General features: G+C 72.9%; 20 protein-coding genes. 13 read left to right on the plus strand and 7 right to left on the minus strand.

Translation table 11 applies throughout. From position 1 onward, the window contains the following. Positions 1 to 91 precede the first annotated feature (91 nt). From ACICHK_RS25015 to ACICHK_RS25030, 4 genes are all read right to left on the minus strand, one after another. The gene (locus tag ACICHK_RS25015; protein ID WP_151469069.1) at positions 92 to 712 is read right to left on the minus strand and encodes a nucleoside triphosphate pyrophosphatase; all 621 of its coding nucleotides are present in this window, start codon (positions 710 to 712) and stop codon (positions 92 to 94) included. Positions 713 to 763: 51 nt separating this feature from the next. Further along, positions 764 to 892: a morphogenic membrane protein MmpB gene (mmpB, locus tag ACICHK_RS25020; protein WP_263974358.1), complete on the minus strand. Its 129-nt coding sequence runs from the start codon at positions 890 to 892 to the stop codon at positions 764 to 766. A 136-nt stretch (positions 893 to 1028) separates the two neighbouring features. Further along, positions 1029 to 1238, minus strand: coding sequence for an acyl-CoA carboxylase epsilon subunit (locus tag ACICHK_RS25025; RefSeq protein WP_151469066.1), 210 nt, complete (start codon positions 1236 to 1238; stop codon positions 1029 to 1031). Positions 1239 to 1268: 30 nt separating this feature from the next. After that, a complete protein-coding gene (locus ACICHK_RS25030; RefSeq protein ID WP_151469065.1) occupies positions 1269 to 2861 on the minus strand; it encodes an acyl-CoA carboxylase subunit beta in 1593 nt (530 codons plus the stop codon). A 164-nt stretch (positions 2862 to 3025) separates the two neighbouring features. On the opposite strand from ACICHK_RS25030, the gene ACICHK_RS25035 reads away from it, so the two are divergent. Next, complete coding sequence (locus tag ACICHK_RS25035) at positions 3026 to 3895, plus strand: biotin--[acetyl-CoA-carboxylase] ligase (RefSeq protein ID WP_406838635.1); 870 nt, start codon at positions 3026 to 3028, stop codon at positions 3893 to 3895. A 219-nt stretch (positions 3896 to 4114) separates the two neighbouring features. Next, positions 4115 to 5485 (plus strand): adenylate/guanylate cyclase domain-containing protein, encoded by a 1371-nt coding sequence (locus tag ACICHK_RS25040; protein WP_406838636.1) that lies wholly within the window; start codon positions 4115 to 4117, stop codon positions 5483 to 5485. A 10-nt stretch (positions 5486 to 5495) separates the two neighbouring features. Here the strand turns inward: ACICHK_RS25040 and ACICHK_RS25045 are convergent, their stop codons facing one another. Then, complete coding sequence (locus ACICHK_RS25045; RefSeq protein WP_406838637.1) at positions 5496 to 6272, minus strand: hypothetical protein; 777 nt, start codon at positions 6270 to 6272, stop codon at positions 5496 to 5498. A gap of 817 nt (positions 6273 to 7089) precedes the next feature. On the opposite strand from ACICHK_RS25045, the gene ACICHK_RS25050 reads away from it, so the two are divergent. The 6 genes from ACICHK_RS25050 to ACICHK_RS25075 all read left to right on the plus strand — a co-directional run bounded on the left by ACICHK_RS25050 (position 7090) and on the right by ACICHK_RS25075 (position 14169). Continuing rightward, on the plus strand, positions 7090 to 7782 hold the full coding sequence (locus ACICHK_RS25050; RefSeq protein ID WP_406838638.1) for a hypothetical protein: 693 nt from the start codon (positions 7090 to 7092) through the stop codon (positions 7780 to 7782). Positions 7783 to 7966: 184 nt separating this feature from the next. Further along, the gene (locus ACICHK_RS25055; protein WP_406838639.1) at positions 7967 to 8794 is read left to right on the plus strand and encodes an enoyl-CoA hydratase/isomerase family protein; all 828 of its coding nucleotides are present in this window, start codon (positions 7967 to 7969) and stop codon (positions 8792 to 8794) included. A gap of 83 nt (positions 8795 to 8877) precedes the next feature. Further along, positions 8878 to 10032 (plus strand): sensor domain-containing diguanylate cyclase, encoded by a 1155-nt coding sequence (locus ACICHK_RS25060; RefSeq protein ID WP_151469061.1) that lies wholly within the window; start codon positions 8878 to 8880, stop codon positions 10030 to 10032. 158 nt (positions 10033 to 10190) lie between these two features. Next, positions 10191 to 11729 (plus strand): histidine ammonia-lyase, encoded by a 1539-nt coding sequence (gene hutH, locus ACICHK_RS25065; protein ID WP_406841315.1) that lies wholly within the window; start codon positions 10191 to 10193, stop codon positions 11727 to 11729. Positions 11730 to 11949: 220 nt separating this feature from the next. After that, on the plus strand, positions 11950 to 12153 hold the full coding sequence (locus ACICHK_RS25070; RefSeq protein ID WP_406838640.1) for a cold-shock protein: 204 nt from the start codon (positions 11950 to 11952) through the stop codon (positions 12151 to 12153). A 132-nt stretch (positions 12154 to 12285) separates the two neighbouring features. Next, a complete protein-coding gene (locus ACICHK_RS25075) occupies positions 12286 to 14169 on the plus strand; it encodes a DEAD/DEAH box helicase (protein ID WP_406838641.1) in 1884 nt (627 codons plus the stop codon). A gap of 204 nt (positions 14170 to 14373) precedes the next feature. On the opposite strand, the gene ACICHK_RS25080 is transcribed toward ACICHK_RS25075, so the two are convergent. Continuing rightward, positions 14374 to 15129, minus strand: a complete 756-nt coding sequence (locus ACICHK_RS25080) for a DUF2625 family protein (RefSeq protein WP_406838642.1) — start codon at positions 15127 to 15129, stop codon at positions 14374 to 14376. 38 nt (positions 15130 to 15167) lie between these two features. Then, a complete protein-coding gene (locus ACICHK_RS25085) occupies positions 15168 to 15557 on the minus strand; it encodes a hypothetical protein (protein WP_406838643.1) in 390 nt (129 codons plus the stop codon). 110 nt (positions 15558 to 15667) lie between these two features. On the opposite strand from ACICHK_RS25085, the gene ACICHK_RS25090 reads away from it, so the two are divergent. From ACICHK_RS25090 to ACICHK_RS25110, 5 genes are all read left to right on the plus strand, one after another. Continuing rightward, positions 15668 to 16012: a hypothetical protein gene (locus tag ACICHK_RS25090; protein WP_406838644.1), complete on the plus strand. Its 345-nt coding sequence runs from the start codon at positions 15668 to 15670 to the stop codon at positions 16010 to 16012. A gap of 242 nt (positions 16013 to 16254) precedes the next feature. Further along, positions 16255 to 17508: an Ig-like domain-containing protein gene (locus tag ACICHK_RS25095; protein WP_406838645.1), complete on the plus strand. Its 1254-nt coding sequence runs from the start codon at positions 16255 to 16257 to the stop codon at positions 17506 to 17508. A gap of 180 nt (positions 17509 to 17688) precedes the next feature. After that, positions 17689 to 19155 carry an ABC transporter permease gene (locus ACICHK_RS25100; protein ID WP_406838646.1) on the plus strand — a complete coding sequence of 489 codons (1467 nt, stop codon included), beginning with the start codon at positions 17689 to 17691 and terminating at the stop codon, positions 19153 to 19155. A 41-nt stretch (positions 19156 to 19196) separates the two neighbouring features. Beyond that, a complete protein-coding gene (locus ACICHK_RS25105; protein ID WP_406838647.1) occupies positions 19197 to 19880 on the plus strand; it encodes an ABC transporter ATP-binding protein in 684 nt (227 codons plus the stop codon). A gap of 121 nt (positions 19881 to 20001) precedes the next feature. After that, complete coding sequence (locus ACICHK_RS25110; protein WP_406838648.1) at positions 20002 to 20772, plus strand: group II truncated hemoglobin; 771 nt, start codon at positions 20002 to 20004, stop codon at positions 20770 to 20772. Positions 20773 to 20775: the final 3 nt, after the last annotated feature.

Consider the following 20775-nt stretch of genomic DNA (forward strand, 5'->3'; position numbering starts at 1 on the left):
CTCCTGTCGCCCTCGGACGTCCGGGCGCGTCGGTACCCGGGTGCCGACGCGCCCAGGCGTGTCGGCACCCGGACGCCCGGGGCGGGGGCTCTCATGCCTCCCGGGGGGCCCACAACTCCGTGATGCCGACGCCCAGTTCGGCGAGCAGCCTGCGTACCAGCGGCAGCGAGATGCCGATGACGTTGCCGTGGTCGCCGTCGATGCCCTCGATGAAGGGGGCCGAGCGGCCGTCCAGGGTGAACGCGCCCGCCACGTGCAGGGGTTCGCCCGAGGCGACGTACGCGGCGATCTCCGCGTCGGTCGGTTCGCCGAAGTGGACCAGGGTCGAGGCGATCGCGGACTCCCACCGCTTCTGCGCGGTGTCCCAGACGCAGTGCCCCGTCTGGAGCGTGCCCGTCCGGCCGCGCATCGCCTTCCAGCGCGCGGTGGCCTCCTCGGCGTCCGCGGGCTTGCCGAGGGCCTGGCCGTCCAGGTCCAGCACGGAGTCGCAGCCGATCACCAGGGCGCCCTGGACCTCGGGACGCGCCGCCACGACGGAGGTCTTCGCCTCGGCCAGCGCGAGGGCGAGTTCGGCGGGGGTGGGCGCGGTGACGGCGTCCTCGTCGAACCCGCTCACGATCACCTCGGGGGTGAGTCCGGCCTGCCGCAGCAGATTGAGCCGGGCGGGGGACTGCGAGGCGAGGACGAGACGGCGGCGCGGCTGATCGGTCATGCAACCAGGGTATCGGCGCCGATCCGCCCCCGCCCGGGCCACCGGGAAGGTTCAGCGGATGCCCGCCAGGACCATCCAGATCACCATGGCCACCGCCAGGAGAACACCCAGGCGTCGCAACATGTCCTGCATATCGCGAAGATCCTCGGGGGGTTCGTTCTCGGGGTCGGACCACAGCATGCTCCCGATCGTGCGACGACGGGGCGGCCGGGCGCCTGAGTACGCGTACTCAACTTGCGGACGTCCTGTGAAACGGAGATCCCCCCGGGACGGGGGTCCACGGGGGGATCGGGGGGCGTCGCGCGCCGGCGGGGGACTAACCCGGCCAGTAGCTGCGGCCCCACGCCGTCGGGCCCGGCTGCGGGAGCCGGTGCGCGGCGATGCGGGCGGGGTCGGACCAGGAGTCGCGCGGCCCGGACGCGCCGGACGGGGCGGACGCCCCCGCCGCGGCGCGCGCTCGGACCACCGCCAGTGCGGCGGCCAGCTCCTCCGGGGTCGGATTGCCCCGTACGACCTTGATCGTCATGTCTGCTCCCAGGATCCGGGTCTGCGGGGTCTAGAGCGGGATGTTGCCGTGCTTCTTCGGAGGCAGTGATGCCCGCTTCGTACGCAGCTGACGCAGACCGCGCACGACGTGGGAGCGGGTCTGGGACGGCATGATCACGCCGTCGATGTAACCGCGCTCGGCCGCCGTGTACGGGTTCAGCAGCGTGTCCTCGTACTCCTGGATCAGCCGGGCCCGGGTGGCGTCCTGGTCCTCGGCCGCCGCGATGGTGCGGCGGTGCAGGATGTTCACCGCGCCCTGCGCGCCCATGACCGCGATCTGCGCGGTGGGCCAGGCGAGGTTGAGGTCGGCGCCCAGGTGCTTGGAGCCCATGACGTCGTACGCGCCGCCGAAGGCCTTGCGGGTGATGACCGTGATCAGCGGGACGGTCGCCTCGGCGTACGCGTAGATCAGCTTGGCGCCGCGGCGGATGATGCCGGTGTGCTCCTGGTCGACGCCGGGGAGGAAGCCGGGCACGTCCACGAAGGTCAGGACGGGCACGTTGAACGCGTCGCAGGTCCGCACGAACCGCGCGGCCTTCTCGCTCGCGTCGATGTCCAGGCAGCCGGCGAACTGCATCGGCTGGTTGGCGACGATGCCGACCGGGTGGCCCTCGACCCGACCGAAGCCGGTGAGGATGTTCGGCGCGAACAGCGGCTGCGTCTCGAAGAACTCGGCGTCGTCCAGGACGTGTTCGATCACCGCGTGCATGTCGTACGGCTGGTTCGCGCTGTCCGGCACGATCGTGTCCAGCTCGCGGTCCTCGTCCGTGAGGGCGAGGTCCGCCTCCTCCGGGAACACCGGGGGCTCGCTGAGGTTGTTGGACGGCAGGTACGACAGCAGCTGCTTGACGTACTCGATGGCGTCCTTCTCGTCGCCCGCCATGTGATGGGCCACGCCCGACACGGCGTTGTGCGTGCGGGCGCCGCCCAGCTCCTCGAAGCCGACGTCCTCACCGGTCACCGTCTTGATGACGTCGGGACCGGTGATGAACATGTGCGAGGTCTGATCGACCATCACCGTGAAGTCGGTGATGGCGGGGGAGTACACCGCGCCGCCCGCGCAGGGACCGACGACCAGGCTGATCTGCGGGATGACGCCCGAGGCGTGCGTGTTGCGGCGGAAGATCTCGCCGTACATGCCGAGGGCGCTGACGCCCTCCTGGATCCGGGCGCCGCCCGAGTCGTTGATGCCGATGACCGGGCAGCCGGTCTTCAGCGCGAAGTCCATCACCTTCATGATCTTCTGGCCGAAGACCTCGCCGAGGGCGCCGCCGAAGACGGTGAAGTCCTGGGAGAACACGGCGACCGGGCGGCCGTCGACCGTGCCGTAGCCGGTGACCACACCGTCGCCGTAGGGGCGGTTCTTCTCCAGGCCGAAGTCGGTCGACCGGTGCCGCGCGAACTCGTCGAACTCGACGAAGGAGGCGTCGTCCATCAGCAGTTCGATGCGCTCACGAGCCGTCAACTTGCCCTTGGCGTGCTGCTTTTCGACGGCGCGCTCCGAGCCGGCGTGCGTCGCTTCCTGGATGCGGCGCTGCAGATCCGCGAGCTTGCCCGCGGTGGTGTGGATGTCGGGGTGGTGCAGCTCTTCCGGCTCGGACATCGGGTTGCGGCTCCCTGCCTGATCTAAGGGGACGTGAGGGTGACTGCTCGGAAAACGCGGTGCTCAGAAGCGGTGCTCAGAAGGGGGGCTTGCTACTCATCCGTAGCGTAGTGGCGGCCCTACCGATCGGCAGTGCGGCGTTTACCACACCTAGGCTGGGTTGCATGACGCCGCGAGATGCAGCAGACGCGAACGACAACCGGTGGTCCGACCTGGACCGTCCGCCGCTGAACGGGGCCGCCCTGCGCAGGGCGCTGGTCCGTGACGGCGGCCTGTGGTGCGACGTGGAGGTGGTGGAGAGGACGGGGTCGACCAACACCGATCTGGCCGCCGTCGTCACGGGCGAGAAGGGGGCCGACGAGGGCGCGGTCCTCGTCGCCGAGGAACAGAACGCGGGGCGGGGCCGCCTGGACCGCCGGTGGACGGCACCGGCCCGCTCCGGCCTCTTCTTCTCCGTGGTGCTCAAGCCCGCCCCGGTCCCCGTCGAGCGCTGGGGCTGGCTGCCGTTGCTCACCGGCGTGGCCGTCGCGACGGCCCTCTCGCGCTCCGCCGGGGTCGACACGGCACTCAAGTGGCCCAACGACCTGCTGGTGACCGTGGACGGCGAGGAACGCAAGGCCGGCGGCATCCTCGCCGAGCGCGCGGGGAACGACGCGGTCGTGGTCGGCGTGGGCATCAACGTCTCCCTGCGCGCCGACGAACTGCCCGTGCCGGGCGCCGGATCGCTGGCGCTGGCGGGTGCGACGACCACGGACCGTGACACCGTGCTGCGGGCCGTGCTGCGCTCCCTGGAGGAGTGGTACGGGCGCTGGCGGGACGCGGGCGGCGATCCCGTCGCCTCCGGTCTCCAGGAGGCGTACGCGGCCGGCTGCGCGACGCTCGGGCGCGACGTGCGGGCCGAGCTGCCCGGGGACCGGACGGTCGTCGGGGAGGCGGTGGCCCTGGACGGGGACGGGCGGCTCGTCATCGCGACGGCGGACGGCGCCCGGGAGCCGGTGGGGGCCGGGGACGTGGTGCACCTGCGTCCCGCGTGAGACGACGGGCCGGCGGCCCGTCGGTCCGACGGGCGCGGCGCGGCGGGTGGTGTGAGGGTGTGGTCCGGTGGGCGGTGGGACGGCACGGGCCGGGCAGTGGTCCAGTCCTTCGGCACCGTCTCCGGCCCAGGTCCCGCCATCGGGAGTGAGCCAGCGCACACCTGCCGTAGAGTTGAGCGCGGTCGAACCTGACCACGGCAGATCGGAAGGGCAGCAGGAGTGACCGTCGACGACACCGGCTCCGGCACGGGTACCCATCCCGCCCCCGACGGCGAGCCGGGCCGTACCGCCGGGCCGGTCACGGACGGCGAGGCCCGGCAGGACGCCCGCCCCGACGCCGGGACCGGCATCCACCCGCAGGACCGCTCGGGCCACCGCCCCGAAGACGGCCCGGACGCGGGAGGCGGCGGCCGCGGGAACGGCCGTTTCGACGTGGAGAGCGGCGGCGACGGCACCGACGCACGGCCGGACGCCCGGCCCGCGGCGCGGCACGAGGCGAACGGCCGGGTGGACCCCCAGGCCGAGCCGGACTCCGGGGAGAACCCGCTCGCCCTGCGTCTGGAGGGGCTGATCCTCGGCGCCGAACGGCGCTACACCCCGTTCCAGGCGGCCCGCAGCGCGGGTGTCTCCATGGAGCTGGCCTCCCGTTTCTGGCGCGCGATGGGCTTCGCGGACATCGGCCAGGCCAAGGCGCTGACCGAGGCGGACGTGCTCGCCCTGCGCCGCCTCGCCGGTCTCGTCGAGGCGGGCCTGCTCAGCGAGGCCATGGCCGTCCAGGTCGCCCGCTCCACCGGGCAGACCACCGCCCGACTGGCCGAATGGCAGATCGATTCCTTTCTGGAGGGCCTGACCGAGCCCCCGGAACCGGGCATGACGCGCACCGAGGTGACGTACCCCCTGATCGAGCTGCTCCTGCCCGAACTGGAGGAGTTCCTCGTCTACGTCTGGCGCCGCCAGCTCGCCGCGGCCACCGGCCGGGTCGTGCAGGCGGCGGACGACGAGGAGATGGTCGACCGCCGTCTCGCCGTCGGCTTCGCCGACCTGGTCGGCTTCACCCGGCTGACGCGCCGCATGGAGGAGGAGGAGCTCGGCGAACTCGTCGAGGCCTTCGAGACCACCGCGGCCGACCTGGTGGCGGCCCACGGGGGCCGGCTCATCAAGACCCTCGGCGACGAGGTCCTCTACTCCGCGGACGACGCCGGTGTCGCCGCCGAGATCGCGCTGCGGCTCATCGAGACGATGGCCAACGACGAGACGATGCCGGAGCTGCGCGTCGGCATCGCCTTCGGCACGGTGACCACCCGGATGGGCGACGTGTTCGGCACGACCGTGAACCTGGCGAGCCGCCTCACGTCCATAGCCCCGCGCGACGCCGTCCTCGTCGACGGTGCCTTCGCCGAGGAGCTGACCCGCACCGGTGACGCGCCCGCCTCGGAGGCGGAGGCCGCCGAGGCCGCGGCCGCCGCGGAGAAGGAGGGCGAGGAGCCCCCCTCGTACCGCTTCGCGCTCCAGCCGATGTGGCAGCGGCCCGTTCGCGGGCTCGGCGTCATCGAGCCGTGGCTGCTGGCCCGCCGCGCCGACGAGTCGTAGCACCTCCGGGTCATTGCCCGTCGTCGTCGCCGGGTGACAGCAGCCCGTCCACGCAGATTCCCACGATCGGTACGCACACGTCCGGAGGCCGGTGGGACGGCGCCGGTGCGGTCGGGGCCGGGGTGTGCCGCGGTGACTCGGCGGACGGGGTGGCCGTCGGCGTCGACCGCGCGGGCGGCGGTGTCGTCGCGGGGGCCGTGGGGATGCCGGTGGTGCCCGGTGCCGTGGTGGCGGGGGCCTCGCCGCGCGCCGCCGAGGCCGTGGCGGCCGTGGCGGCCGGTGTCGGGACCGGTCCCGGGAACCGGCTCGTGTCCGAGGTCGGGGCGGGGCTCGTCCCGCCCATCGCGGGGCTCGCCGGGGCGGCTCCGGCCCGGGTGGACGAGGGCATGGCCGCGACGGTGGGGACGGCGTCGCCCGCCGCGTCGTCGTCCGTGGCCGTCACGACCGGCTCGGCCTCCGCGGTCCCCCCGCCCGAGCCCCCGGTCACCGCGTCCGGCGTCATCCGGGCGAGGCTCAGCACCCCCGCGGCGAGCGCGAGTCCGCCCACGGCGAAGAGCACCCGGCGCCGGCGGGGCTTGCGGTGCCGGCCCCGGACGGCACCGAGCCGGAGGGGCGCGGTCTCGTCGTCGCCGGGTACGTACGCGGGCCGGCGCCCGTCGGCCGGACGCGGTGCCGGAACGATCCCGCGCCCCCCGGCGCCGGTCCCCCTCGCACCCCGCACCCCCTCACGCGCCGTGCCCCCGGCTTCCGCCCCCCGCGCGCTCTCGGTGCCTCCGACGGCACGCACCTCGCCCCCGGCCCCCGCCGCGGTGGCACCCTTTCGGGCCTGAGCTCCGGCTGCCGCCCCGCGCCCGCCCACGGTGTCCCCGGCTTCCGCCTCTGGGGCCCCTGTCGCGGTGGCGGTCTTCCGGGCCTGAGTTCCGGTTTCCGCCCCGCGTCCGCCCGCGGTGTCCCCGGCTTCCGCTTCCGGGGCGCCTGTCGCGGTGGCGGTCTTCCGGGCTTCCGTCCCGCGTCTGCCCGCCAGGTCTCCGGCGGCGCGTGCCGCGGCTCCTGCCTCCGTCGCCCGGAGGCCCGCCATGGTGGCGGCCTTTCGGGCCTGAGTTCCGGTTTCCGTCCCGCGCCCGCCCGCGGTGTCTCCGGCTTCCGCCTCCGGGGCGTCCGTCGCGGTGGCGGTCTTCCGGGCTTCCGTCCCGGTTTCCGTCCCGCCTCTGCCCGCCAGGTCTCCGGCGGCGCGTGCCGCGGCTCCTGCCTCCGTCGCCCGGAGGCCCGCCATGGTGGCGGCCTTTCGGGCCTGAGCTCCGGTTTCCGCCCCGCGCCCGCCCGCCAGGTCTCCGGCGGCTCCGCGTGCCTCGCCCCCGGCTCCCGTCCCCTCGGTGCCCGCCGCGTCCCCGGTGGCACGCGCTGTGCCGTCGGCCTCCGTTCCCCGGGCGCCCGCCTTTCGGGCTTCCGCCGCCTGGACGCCCGTTGTGACGGCGGGCGTCTTCGTTCCGGGTGCGCTCGCCGCGTCTCCGGCGGCTCCGCGTGCCTCGCCCCCGGTTCCTGCCCCGCGTGCGCTCGCCAGGTCTCCGGCCGCGTGGGCCGTGGGTCCGGCTTCCGCCGCCCGGGTGCCCGTCGCGACGGTGATCGTCGGCGCCTCGGCCCGCGCCTTCGGGAGGTGCGCGCTCGACGGGTCTCCGGCGGCGCGTGCCGTGCTGGTGGCTTCCGTTCCCCGGCCGCGTGCCGCGGCCGCGATCGTTCCCGTCGTGGCGGGGGTGGCCCAGACCTTCGCGGCCCTGTCCGGCGCGGTCCCGGCCTTCCCCGCGGCGGCCGGTGCGGGCCCGGCCTTCCCCGCGGCGGCCGGTGCGGTCCCGGCCTTCCCCGCGGCGGCCGGTGCGGGCCCGGGCGCGCCGGTCCGCGGGGACGGGGCGCCGGTCGCGGCGCCGCTCTTTCTCCTGGCGACCGCCGTGTCGGCGTCCGCCCTCTTCCTGGCGGCCACCAGGATGGCGCCCATCCGGACGGTGAGCGTTTTCACGGTGGGCGCGTCCAGGGCGTCCGGCTCGGAGGCGCCGGGCGGCGTGGGGGCGGGCATCGCCCTGTTGAGCGGTGTGACGCGGATCCACCCGTCGTCCGCCGACGCGGTGCCGGCCGGTGCGGAGGCCGCCGCCGTGGAGCCGGACCGTCCGCCCGGCGAGGTGCCCGGCCCGTCGTCCTCGGACGTCCGCTGGGCCGGCGGTCGCGTGAGTGCGGTTCGCGGGCCCGGCCGGGTGCCGGCGGCCTGCGGTGTCTCGCGGTTCGTCATGGTCGTCCCTCCCCGGTGATCCGGTGTCCCTGATGCGCTGCGGCGGTGCGCAGGTTATGCACGGCCGAAGGGCGAAAAAACGAAGTTGGGTGACATGTCACTCGAACGAGGAAGTACGGCCCGAGGGCACGGGTTTCGCGGGACGGCCTCGGCTGCGATGATCGGGATGTCGATTGTTAACCCGCGTTAACCGGGAGGGTGTCATGGCGCAGCAGGAGGCGGACCAGGTGGTGGAGCCGGGCGAGCGGAGGTTCGGGGAGTTCGTCGCCGTACGGCGGCACGGGTACGTCGCCGAGCTCGTCCTCGACCGGCCCAAGGCGATGAACGCCGTGTCCACGGACATGGCGCGTTCGATCGCCGGTGCCTGCGACGCGCTCGCGGCGGACCGGGACGCGCGCGTGGTCGTGCTGACCTCCACCCATGAGCGCGCCTTCTGCGTGGGCGCCGACCTGAAGGAGCGCAACTCCTTCACCGACGCCGAGCTGGTGCGGCAACGGCCCCTCGCGCGGGCCGCGTACACCGGGGTGCTGGAACTGCCGATGCCGACCGTCGCCGCCGTCCACGGCTTCGCGCTGGGCGGCGGGTTCGAGCTGGCGCTGTCCTGCGACCTGATCGTGGCCGACCGGTCGGCGGTCGTCGGGCTGCCCGAGGTGTCCGTCGGCGTGATCCCCGGAGGCGGCGGCACGCAGCTGCTGCCGCGCCGGGTCGGGGCCGCACGCGCCGCCGAGCTCATCTTCTCGGCGCGGCGTCTGGAGGTCGCAGAGGCGCGGGAGTTGGGTCTCGTGGACGAGCTGGTGGAGGCCGGGCAGGACCGGGCGGAAGCGCTCGCCCTGGCCGCCCGTATCGCCGCGAACTCCCCGGTCGGGCTGCGCGCCGCCAAGCGCGCCCTGCGTCTCGGTCACGGACTCGACCTGCGGGCCGGCCTGGAGGTCGAGGACGCGGCCTGGCGGTCCGTCGCCTTCTCCGGCGACCGGGCGGAAGGGGTCGCCGCGTTCAACGAGAAGCGCAAGCCGGAGTGGCCGGGGGAGTAGACCCCGGGATCCGGACGCGCGGCCGTACCCCTGTTCGCCCCACTGACGTCCCAAATATGGGCAAAACTACCTAGCCTGGGGTGATGGGTGAGGACAGTCGGCTGAGGGCCGTGGTGACGCTGGCGCAGGGGATGGCGGCGGCGCACACCCCGCGGGAGTCGTGGCGGGCCGCGGCGCTCGGCGCGTGCCACGCGCTGGCCGGGAGCTTCGCCGCGCTCTCCGTGTGGGAGCGCGAACTCGGCCGGCTGCGGGTGCTGGCCAACGTGGGCGACCGCGCCCCGGACGAGGACGAGTTCCCCGACGGGGAGGCCTATCCGGTGCACCAGTTCCCGGAGATCACCGAGTTCCTGCACGAGCGCTGGGCGGGCGGCGGCGAGCCCAACGCCTGGGTCGAGACCGCCGACGGCCCGGCGGCCGGTTTCGCCGGGTACTGCCACCAGCGCGTGGCCGCGCTGCGCCGGCGCGGCCGCGGCTGCTGCGTCGTCGCGCCGATCGTGCTGAACGGCCGGGCCTGGGGCGAGCTCTACGTGGCCCGGCCGGCCGGGGTGGACGTCTTCGGCCCGGCCGACGCCGACTTCGCGACCGTCCTCGCCTCCGTCGTCGCCGCCGGGATAGCCCAGACCGAGCGGCTGGAGGAGGCCAGGCGGCTGGCCTACACCGACTCCCTGACCGGACTCGCCAACCGCCGCGCCGTGGACGTACGGCTCGACGAGGCCGTCGAGCGGCACAAGGAGGACGGGGCCGTGGTCAGCCTCGTCGTCTGCGACCTCAACGGGCTCAAGCGCGTCAACGACACCCTGGGGCACGCCGTCGGCGACCGGCTCCTCGAACGGTTCGGGTCGGTGCTCTCGCTGTGCGGGGCCATGCTCCCGGGCACCCTCGCGGCACGTCTGGGCGGCGACGAGTTCTGTCTGCTGGCGGTGGGCCCGCCGACGGACGACGTGGTCCGCATCGCCGACGAACTCTGCCTCCGCGCGGCCGAGTTGGAGTTCGGAGAGGGCGTGGCGTGCGGGATCGCCTCGACCGGGGACCCGATCGGCCCCGTACGGTCGGCGCGCCGGCTGTTCCGGCTGGCGGACGCGGCCCAGTACCGCGCGAAGGCCGTCCGGGCCACGAAGCCCGTGGTCGCCGGACGCGAGGGCCCCGACGATCCCGTCGTACGCCTCGCGGACGCGCCGCCGCCCGCCGAGGGCGAACGCCGAAGGTTCCGCGGTCGGCGCGACCGGCCCCGCACGTGACGGCGGCGCGACCGGCCCCGCGCATGACGGCGGCGGTGCCACCGGCCGGTTCGTGACGCGGCTCGGGCCGCCGCTGTGACGTACGACGGAGTAAGGGGCCAACCCGCCGCCCACTAGTGACATCATCGAATTCACTGCGTACGCTCCTGAATATGGATATGCACACTGTGGTGGTGGGGACGTCCGGGGTGACCGCGTCCGACGTTCTCGCCGTGGCGCGCGGCGGCGCCCGGATCGAGCTCTCCGACGAGGCGGTGGCGGCCCTCGCCGCGGCCCGCGGGATCGTGGACGCGCTGGCCGCGAAGCCGGAACCCGTCTACGGCGTCTCCACCGGTTTCGGCGCCCTGGCGACCCGGCACATCAGCCCGGAGCTGCGCGCCCAGCTGCAGCGCAACATCGTCCGCTCGCACGCCGCCGGCATGGGTCCGCGCGTCGAGCGCGAGGTCGTCCGCGCGCTGATGTTCCTGCGCCTCAAGACCGTCTGCTCCGGTCACACCGGCGTGCGGCCCGAGGTCGCGCAGACCATGGCGGACGTCCTGAACGCGGGCATCACCCCGGTCGTCCACGAGTACGGCTCGCTCGGCTGCTCCGGCGACCTGGCGCCGCTGTCCCACTGCGCCCTGACCCTGATGGGCGAGGGGGACGCCGAAGGCCCCGACGGAGTCGTGCGGCCCGCGGGCGAACTGCTCGCCGAGGCCGGCATCACCCCCGTCGAACTGCGCGAGAAGGAGGGCCTCGCCCTCCTCAACGGCACCGACGGCATGCTCGGCATGCTGGTCATGGCCCTCGCCGACCTGGAGACGCTGTACAAGTCGGCCGACGTCGCCGCCGCGCTCTCCCTGGAGGCGCTCCTCGGCACGGACAAGGTCCTCGCCCCCGAGCTGCACGCCATCCGCCCGCACCCCGGCCAGAGCGCCAGCGCCGCCAACATGCTGGCCGTGCTGAAGGGTTCGGAGCTCACCGGCCACCACCAGGACGACGCCCCGCGCGTCCAGGACGCCTACTCCGTGCGCTGCGCCCCGCAGGTCGCGGGCGCCGGCCGGGACACCCTCGCGCACGCCCGCACGGTCGCCGAGCGGGAGCTGGCCTCCGCCGTCGACAACCCGGTCGTGCTGCCCGACGGCCGCGTCGAGTCGAACGGCAACTTCCACGGCGCCCCGGTCGCCTACGTCCTCGACTTCCTCGCCATCGCCGCCGCCGACCTCGGCTCGATCGCCGAGCGCCGCACCGACCGGCTGCTCGACAAGAACCGTTCGCACGGGCTGCCGCCGTTCCTCGCGGACGACGCCGGCGTCGACTCGGGCCTGATGATCGCCCAGTACACGCAGGCCGCGCTGGTCAGCGAGATGAAGCGGCTCGCCGTACCGGCGTCCGCGGACTCCATCCCGTCCTCCGCCATGCAGGAGGACCACGTCTCCATGGGCTGGTCGGCCGCGCGCAAGCTGCGCACCTCCGTGGACAACCTGACCCGCGTCGTGGCGATCGAGCTGTACGCCGCCACCCGCGCGATCGAACTGCGCGAGGGCCTGACCCCGGCCCCGGCCTCGCGGGCGGTCATCGACGCGGTCCGCGCGGCCGGCGTCCAGGGCCCCGGCCCGGACCGCTTCCTCGCCCCCGACCTGGAGGCGGCGGACGCGTTCGTGCGCGCGGGCGGTGTGGTGACCGCGGTGGAGCCGGTGACCGGCCCGCTCGCCTAGGAGAGTCCGTCGTATGTGGGCCGGGCCTGTGTCCCGGCCCACATATCTCTCCTCGCCCCGTGGCCTCAGGGTGTGCTACTGTCTCATTGATACGTTTTTGGTACCCATTTACTTTGTGCGCCTGATCGGAATCCTCCGCAGGCGCGTTTTGTTTTACCGGCATCTCCGGCATTACCCGGTGCATCTCCGGATGGGGCCCCTACCTGTTCAGGAGAACAACATGGCTACTGGCACCGTGAAGTGGTTCAACTCGGAAAAGGGCTTCGGCTTCATCGAGCAGGACGGCGGCGGCCCCGACGTCTTCGCCCACTACTCGAACATCGCGAGCTCCGGCTTCCGTGAGCTCATCGAGGGCCAGAAGGTCTCCTTCGATGTCACGCAGGGCCAGAAGGGCCTGCAGGCGGAGAACATCGTCACCGCCTAGTTCGACGCGCTTTTCCAGAGCCGGGTCCCGCGCCTTCGGGTGCGGGACCCGGCTCAGCGCTGTGACGGCTCATGCAGTCGGTGAGCGCTGTGTGTGCAGTCCGTGGGGCCCAGGAAGGAAACCAGATCCAGCATGACTCGATCCGAACGTCCCGTCCGTAAGCGGCCGGCGAACGCACGCGCCGCTCAGACCGGCGGCTCCGCGAGGGGCACGGGCCGGGGCGCCGGTCGCGCCGGTGCCCGCAAGGCCGCGCCGCCGCCGCAGGAGTTCTCCCTGCCCGAGACGGTCACACCGGCGCTGCCCGCGGTCGACTCCTTCGACGCGCTGGACATGCCGGCCGCCCTGACGAAGACCCTCGCGGCCCGGGGCGTCACCGAACCCTTCCCGATCCAGGGCGCCACCCTGCCCAACTCCCTCGCCGGGCGCGACGTGCTCGGCCGGGGACGCACCGGCTCCGGCAAGACGCTCGCCTTCGGGCTCGCGCTCCTCGCCCGCACCGCCGGCCGCCGTGCCGAGCCGCGCAGCCCGCTCGCGCTCGTCCTCGTCCCCACCCGCGAACTCGCCCAGCAGGTCGACGACGCGCTCACCCCGTACGCCACCGCCGTCAACCTGCGCGTGGCCACGGCCGTGGGCGGCATGTCGATCGGCCGGCAGGCCGGCACGCTGCGCCGGGGCGCCGAGGTGCTCGTGGCCACCCCGGGCCGGCTCAAGGACCTCATCGAGCGGGGCGACTGCGACCTCGGCCAGGTCGCGATCACCGTGCTGGACGAGGCCGACCAGATGGCCGACATGGGCTTCATGCCCCAGGTCACCGCACTGCTCAAGCAGGTCGAACCGGACGGCCAGCGGCTGCTCTTCTCGGCCACGCTCGACAAGAACATCGACCGGCTCGTCAAGATGTTCCTCACCGACCCCGTGGTGCACTCCGTCGACCCGTCCGCGGGCGCGGTGACGACCATGGAGCACCACGTGCTGCACGTCGCCGACGAGACCGACAAGAAGGCGGTCGCGCTGCGGATCGCCGCCCGCGACGGCCGGGTGATCCTCTTCGTCGACACCAAGCGTGGCGCCGACCGCTTCACCAAGCGGCTGCTCGCCAGCGGTGTCCGGGCCTCCGCCCTGCACGGCGGGCGCAGCCAGCCGCAGCGCAACCGCACCCTCGACCAGTTCAAGAACGGTCAGGTCACCGCGCTCGTGGCCACCAACGTGGCGGCCCGGGGCATCCACATCGACGACCTCGACCTCGTGGTCAACGTCGATCCGCCGACCGACCACAAGGACTACCTCCACCGCGGCGGCCGCACGGCCCGCGCCGGGGAGTCCGGCAGCGTCGTCACCCTGGTGCTCCCCGAGCAGAAGCGCGAGATGACCCGGCTGATGGCGGACGCCGGCATCACGCCGCGCACCGCCCGCGTCACGTCGAGCGACGAGGAACTCGCCCGCCTCACCGGCGCCCGCGAGCCCTCCGGCGTCCCGGTCGTCATCGAGGTCCCGCAGCCCGTCGTCGAGGCGCCGAAGGCACGGACCCGGACGCGGCGCGCCACCGGCGGCGGCGCGCCGCGTCCGGCGGCCACCGGCGGCGACACGGCCGGACGCACGGGCACCGCGCCGGACGGCCGGGCCCGCAGGCAGCGCGGCGGACGTCCGGGCACGGGCGCGGGCGCGGGAGCCGCGACGGGCGGCACCACCACCGGACGCCGCACGGGCACCGGGGGAGCGACCGCGGGCCGGCGCGGCGAGACCGGCGGCGGCGCCGGCCGTCGCACGGAAGCCGGAGGCACGGCCGCGGGCCGTCGTACGGAAGCCGGCGGTGGCGCCGGACGCCGGACGGACGCGGGGAGCGCGGCCGCGGGCCGGCGCGCCGAGGGCCGTCGTACGGACGCCTCCGCCGGCGCGGGCCGGCGTGGCGAGGCCGGTGGTGGCGCGGGTTCGGCTCGCTCCGGCGGCCAGGGGCGCGCTCCGCGGCGCGGCGGTCAGAACGGCGGCCAGGGCGGCGGCGGACGCAGGGCCGCCTGACCGGACCGGTTCTCGGCTCCACCGGCCCCGTGTCCCCGGGCGACCGCCCGGGGACACGGGGCCGGTGCGCGTGCCTCCCGGGCCGGCGCGTGAACGACCGCGTCCCGCGGCTCCAGGCGCATGCCTCGCGGCCCCCGGATCCATGCGGCCCCGTGGCCCTCGGGTCCGTGCGGCCCCGTGAACAGGGCCGTCCGCCGCGGGGGTTCAGACGTCGCCGAGGAACCCCGGGTCCACGCCGTCCAGTTTCAGGGCGAAGTCCCGGTGCAGGCCGAGGATCTCGGCCAGCGGCACCGCGCGGCGGCTGGTCGACTGGAGATCGCGCCGGGCCTCGGCCGACCAGAGGAACGGCACCACGGACAGTCCCTGCGTGCCCGTCAGGGCGCCGGACTCGGCCCGCCAGCCGGGCCAGCGCAGAGTGTCGTAGAAGGTGTCCGTGCCCTCGGTGAGGAGCCACTGGAGCCAGGCCCCGTGGCCCACTTCGAGCGCCTCCCACTTCAGCGAGTCCGGCGCGAAGTACACGACCTCGCCGGGGTGACCGGGACGCCCCGCGGACTTCGGGTCGGCGCCGTTGAGGGCGAACACCCCGCCCAGCACGTCGTGGCCGACGACGAGTCCGCCGTCCCGCGGGCGCCAGTCGGGATCGAAGCGCTCGGGGAACCCGTTGACCTCGGCCAGCGAGGGCAGGTCCGTCGATCCGCCCGGGATCCCTGTCGGCGGTTCCTCCCCGGCCGGACTGCCGTAGATCCGCAGCCATCCGCTGTCCAGCACCACACCGCCGCAGTTGAGCACCATCCCGCCCAGCCAGGACCGCGCGGTGATCTGGAGCTGGTGCAGGCTCGCGCGGCCCAGGACGGGGTCCACCGGGGGGACTTCCATGGACACCCGGCTGGCGGCGAGCGCCTCGGACAGCAGCGGCCAGGCCGGGTCCTCGACGTCGGTCAGCTCGCTCGGCTCTCGCATGGCTTCCCCGGGGGTTGTCGGACGCGCGGTCGGTGCGCTCAGTAGGCGATCGTGCGTTCCCGGCGCACGGAGTACGTCACGAATCCGGCGCCCAGGGCGAGGAAGAGGGTTCCGCCGACGAGGTACGGCGTGGTGTCCACGGCGCCGGTGTCCGCGAGCCGGGTCCCGTCGTCACCGGAGAACGTGCGCGTCCCGTCGTCCTCGGAGAACGTGCGCGTCCCGTCGTCCCCGGAGAGCGTGCGCGTTCCGGTGCCGTCCGCGTCGGCGGACGACCGCCTCGTCGCGGTGACGGTCGGTGTCGACGTCGGCGCCGTCGTGCTCGGAGCGGGTACGTCCTGGGTCGCGTTGGCGGACGGGACGAACCACAGGGCACCCAGGAGGGTCCCCGCTGCGGTGGCGGTCAGCAACGATCGACGTGCGGCGGACACGAAATATCGATCCCCTTGTGACGCTTACGAATTGGCTGTGCGGTGCGATGCTAATGAAAGGCGCGGGTCGCGGGAAAGTCGCGCATGCCGTGGGCCGTACGCTCCCTCCCATGAGTACCCCTGAGACTTCACGATTTGTCCGGCTCCGTGTCGAAATCGTGCTGGAGATCGACGACGCCGACGCCGTCACGCGGGCCGCGCTGGACCGGATCAGCGACGACGCGGACATGCCGGCCGATGAAAGGACGCACGCCGAGGGCGCAGTGACGGAAGACACTGCGGAGGCCCTCGCCTATCTCGTCGACCCGTTCGACCTGGTCAGCGAGGTGCCCGGCGTCGAGCTCGCGCAGGCCTCCTGGAGCAGCGAGCCCGTTGACTATGATCCCGATTCGCCGGATTGGGGTGTCGACGAGGATGATGCCGACGAGGACGACGAGGAAGGCGCGCGCGGCTGACGCGGTCCGGGGGCATGACCCCGGTCGGCGACCGCCGTCCGGGGCTCCTCGTCCCGGTGACGCACTGCCGCTCCCGCACCACTCCCGTACACGGCTCGGGGCCGCGTTCTCGAACGCGGCGGACGTGGCGTGGACCACACTTCCGTGTGAAGTGGAACGGGGGGAACCAGTTGAGGCGTTGAGTTTGTTTATGGGCCTCCCGAGGCCCTTTTCGGGAATCGGCAACGATGGAGAAGCGTGTGATGACGAACAGTAGGCGGCGCAAGCGTCTGATGGCTGCGTCCGCACTGCTCGGCGGGGTGCTGGTGCTCTCTGCGTGCAGCGGGGGCGGGGACAAGGCCAGCGGCTCGGACGGTGGCGACTCCTCGTCGCAGGCCAAGGTCGACGAGGCGGCGGCCAAGAAGACGTCCGAGGCCCAGATCAAGATCACGCCCAAGGACGGCTCGAACAACGCCTCGATCAACAACGGCACCACCGTCACGGTCGCCAAGGGCTCGCTCACGTCCGTCACGATGAAGACCGCGTCCGGCACCGCCGTCGCCGGTCAGATATCGGCGGACAAGAAGAGCTGGAAGCCCCTGAACCGGCTCGAGCGCGCCACCACGTACAAGATCGCTGCCGAGGCCGCCGACTCCGAGGGCCGCACGGCCCACGAGAACGCGTCGTTCACCACGGTCTCCCCGGCCAACAGCTTCATCGGCAACTTCACGCCCGAGGACGGTTCCACCGTCGGTGTCGGCATGCCGGTCTCGATCAACTTCGACAAGGCGATCACCGACAAGGCCGCGGTGCAGAAGGGGATCACCGTCTCCTCCAGCAGCGGCCAGGAGGTCGTCGGGCACTGGTTCAGCGCCAACCGCCTGGACTTCCGTCCCGAGAAGTACTGGACCGGCGGCTCCACCGTCACCCTCAAGCTGGACCTCGACGGTGTCGAGGGCGCGAGCGGTGTCTACGGAGTGCAGCAGAAGACGGTCACCTTCAAGATCGGCCGCAACCAGGTCTCCATCGTCGACGCCAAGGCCAAGACGATGCAGGTCACCCAGGACGGCAAGGTCGTCAAGACCATCCCCATCTCCGCGGGCGCTCCCGAGAACAAGACGTACCAGGGCCAGATGGTGATCTCCGAGAAGTTCAAGGAGACCCGGATGGACGGCTCGACGGTCGGCTTCACGGACGACAAGGGCAAGGGCGAGTACGACATCAAGGACGTGCCGCACGCGATGCGCCTGTCGAACTCCGGCACCTTCATCCACGGCAACTACTGGGGTGCGAAGTCCATCTTCGGCTCCGTCAACACCAGCCACGGCTGCGTGGGTCTGTCCGACACGAAGGGCGCCAACGACCCGAACACGCCCGCCGCGTGGTTCTTCACCAACTCGCTGATCGGTGACGTGGTGGTCGTCAAGAACACCGGCGACAAGACCATCGCCCCGGACAACGGCCTCAACGGCTGGAACCTGGACTGGGCGGCCTGGAAGGCCGGTTCGGCAGTCTGAGACCGAGGCACGGCCTGACGGCCGGCCTAGGCACGAACGAACACCGATGCGGCGGTGGCCCCCACGGGCCGCCGCCGCATCGGCGTCTCCCAAGGCTTTCTGGGCCCGGCCACAGCCTTCTCATGGTTCTCTTATTTCGGCCTTATTCCTTCATCACGCGCCGTAACTAGCTTGCGGCGCATGTTCTTCACCTACCTGAGGCGCGAACTGCGCCGCCGCAGAAAGGCGGCCCTCGTCGTCGCCTCCGGGCTCGCCCTGGGCATCGCCCTGGTCATCGTGGTCAGCTCCGTGTCCTCGGGCATGGAGAAGGCCCAGGGCAAGGTTCTGCAGTCGCTGTACGGGCTCGGGACGGACATGACGGTCACCAAGGCCGCCGCCGCCCAGAACACCAGCGACCGCCCCCGCTTCAACTTCGACGCGAACGACAGCGATTCCGACAAGGAACAGAGCAGCGACCGCGTCATGGTCCAGGGCTTCCAGACCCTGGCCTCCTCGACCGTCTCCAAGGTCGACGCGCAGAAGGGCGTCGCGGACTCCGTCGGCGGTCTGAGCCTCCAGGTCATCCGCATCAACGGCCAGTTCACCCGCGGTCAGTTCAAGCAGGACCCGAGCAGCGGCGGCGGCCGGCAGGGCGGTCCCGGCGGCGGCCAGGGAGCCCCGCAGGGCCGCGTCGAGGGCGGCGGCGCCAACTTCGACGTCAACAACTACTCGGTCTACGGCACCGACGTCACCAAGCCGGCCCTCGGCCCGCTGACCTCGTCGAAGATCACCAGCGGTCGTACGTTCAAGACCTCCGAGACGAACGCGAAGGTCGTCGTCGCGGACAAGTCGTACGCCAAGGAGAAGAAGCTCAAGCTCGGTGGCACCGTCACCGTCAAGGGCGTCAAGTTCAAGATCATCGGCATCGCGACCCCCGACAGCGGCGACGCGGCGGCCAACCTCTACATCCCGCTGAAGCAGGCGCAGACGCTCAGCGACTCCAAGAACAAGGTCACGACGATCTACGTCAAGGCCTCGGACTCGCAGCAGATCGCCGGCGTCAAGAGCACCATCCAGAAGAACATCTCGGGCACGACGGTCACCACCTCCGCCGACCTCGCGGACACGGTCTCCGGCTCCCTGTCCACCGCCTCGAACCTCGCCTCGAACGTCGGCAAGTGGCTGTCGATCGCGGTGCTCGTGGCCGCGTTCCTGGTCGCCGGTCTGCTCACCTCCTCCGCCGTCTCCCGTCGCGTGCGCGAGTTCGGCACCCTCAAGGCGCTCGGCTGGAAGTCGGGCCGGGTGACCCGCCAGGTGGTCGGCGAGGCCATCGTCAACGGCCTGGTCGGCGGCGTCCTCGGCATCGCCCTCGGCCTCGCGGGCGCCTACGTCGTCACCGAGATCAGCCCCAGCCTCACGGCAGAGGTGGCGAGCGCGGGCCGTGGCGGTCCGGGCGGAGGCGGCGGCTTCGGCGGCGGTGGCTTCGGCGGCCCGGCCCGGCAGAGCGCCTCCAAGGCCCTCGACGTCGCGCTCACCGCGCCCGTCAGCGTCGACACCATCGTCATCGCGGTGGGCCTGGCCGTGGCCGGCGGCCTGATCGCCGGTGCCTTCGGCGGCTGGCGCGCCTCCCGGCTGCGCCCCGCCGACGCCCTGCGCCGCGTCGAATGAGCCCCGCCCCTCACGTACTTACGTATCCCAGGAGTAACACCATGTACGAACTCAGAGGCGTCACCAAGCGCTATGCGCGGGGCAAGGAAACGATCGACGCGCTCGCCGGGATCGACCTGACGATCGGCGACGGCGACCGGCTCGTCATCCAGGGCCCCACCGGCGGCGGCAAGTCCACCCTGCTCCAGATGCTCGGCGGGCTCGACCGTCCCACCGCGGGCAGCGTCGAACTCGACGGCGTCGACATGGCGAAGCTGTCCGAGGCGAAGCTCACCAAGGTGCGCAGCGAGAACATCGGCTTCGTCTTCCAGAGCTTCAACCTGATCCCCACGCTCACCGCCCAGGAGAACGTCGAGACCGCGCTCGTACCGCTGCGGGTCAAGGCGAAGGAACGGCGTGAGCGGGCCGCCGCGGCCCTGGAGTCCGTGGGGCTCGCCGAACGCCTCGGACACCTGCCCGCCGAACTGTCGGGCGGCCAGCAGCAGCGTGTGGCGATCGCCCGCGCCCTGGTCAAGCAGCCCAAGGTGCTGCTCGCCGACGAGCCCACCGGCAACCTCGACGAGGGCATGCGCGACGAGATCATGGACGTGCTCGACACCATGTGGAAGGAGCACGGGCTGACCTTCATCATGGTCACGCACGACTCCGCGATCGCGAAGAAGGCCCCCCGCCTCGCGACGATCCGCAAGGGGAAGATCACCGTCAAGGAGAACGCGGGGGCGTAGTACCCCTCTCCCGCGCTGAGCGCACGGCAGCGGGCCCGGGTGGCGGCACGGGAATGAGCCCGCAGCGAAAGGGCCACCGGAGAGCGAGCCTCCGGTGGCCCTTCCGTGTTTGTGTGGGGTCATGACCGTCTCGACAGTCGAATACATCCGGTACCGCATCCCCGAGGAACGGTCGGCCGAGTTCCTGGCCGCCTACACCCGCGCGGCCGTCCAGCTGGCCGCGGCCCCCCAGTGCGTCGACTACGAACTCGCACGCTGCGAGGAGGACTTCGAGCACTTCGTCCTGAGGATCACCTGGACCTCGACCGAGGACCACATCGAGGGCTTCCGCACCTCCGAGCTCTTCCCGGACTTCCTCGCCGAGATCCGCCCGTACATCCCGAACATCGAGGAGATGCGCCACTACAAGCCCACGTCGGTGCGTGGCCAGGGCGCCTCCGTCCCCACGCTCTACGCCTGGGCGGGCGGCGCCGAGGCCTTCGCCCGCCTCACCGAGGCGTTCTACGACAAGGTCCTCAAGGACGACCTCCTCGCGCCGCTGTTCGCGGACCTCGCGCCCGAACACGCCGCCCACGTCGCCCTCTGGCTCGGCGAGGTCTTCGGCGGACCGCCCGCGTACTCCGAGACCCAGGGCGGCCACGGCCACATGGTCGCCAAGCACCTCGGCAAGGGCATCACGGAGCCGCAGCGCCGCCGCTGGGTCAATCTGCTCCAGGACGCCGCCGACGACGCGGGACTGCCCACCGACGCCGAGTTCCGCTCCGCCTTCCTCGCCTACGCCGAGTGGGGCACGAGGCTGGCCGTGTACTTCTCCGGCCCGGACGCGGCACCGCCGGCGGAGCAGCCCGTACCGAAGTGGACGTGGGGAGCCGCGCCGCCGTACCGGCCCTGAACC

It is taken from the genome of Streptomyces sp. AHU1 (assembly GCF_045343905.1).
GTDB classification, from domain to species: domain Bacteria; phylum Actinomycetota; class Actinomycetes; order Streptomycetales; family Streptomycetaceae; genus Streptomyces; species Streptomyces triticiradicis.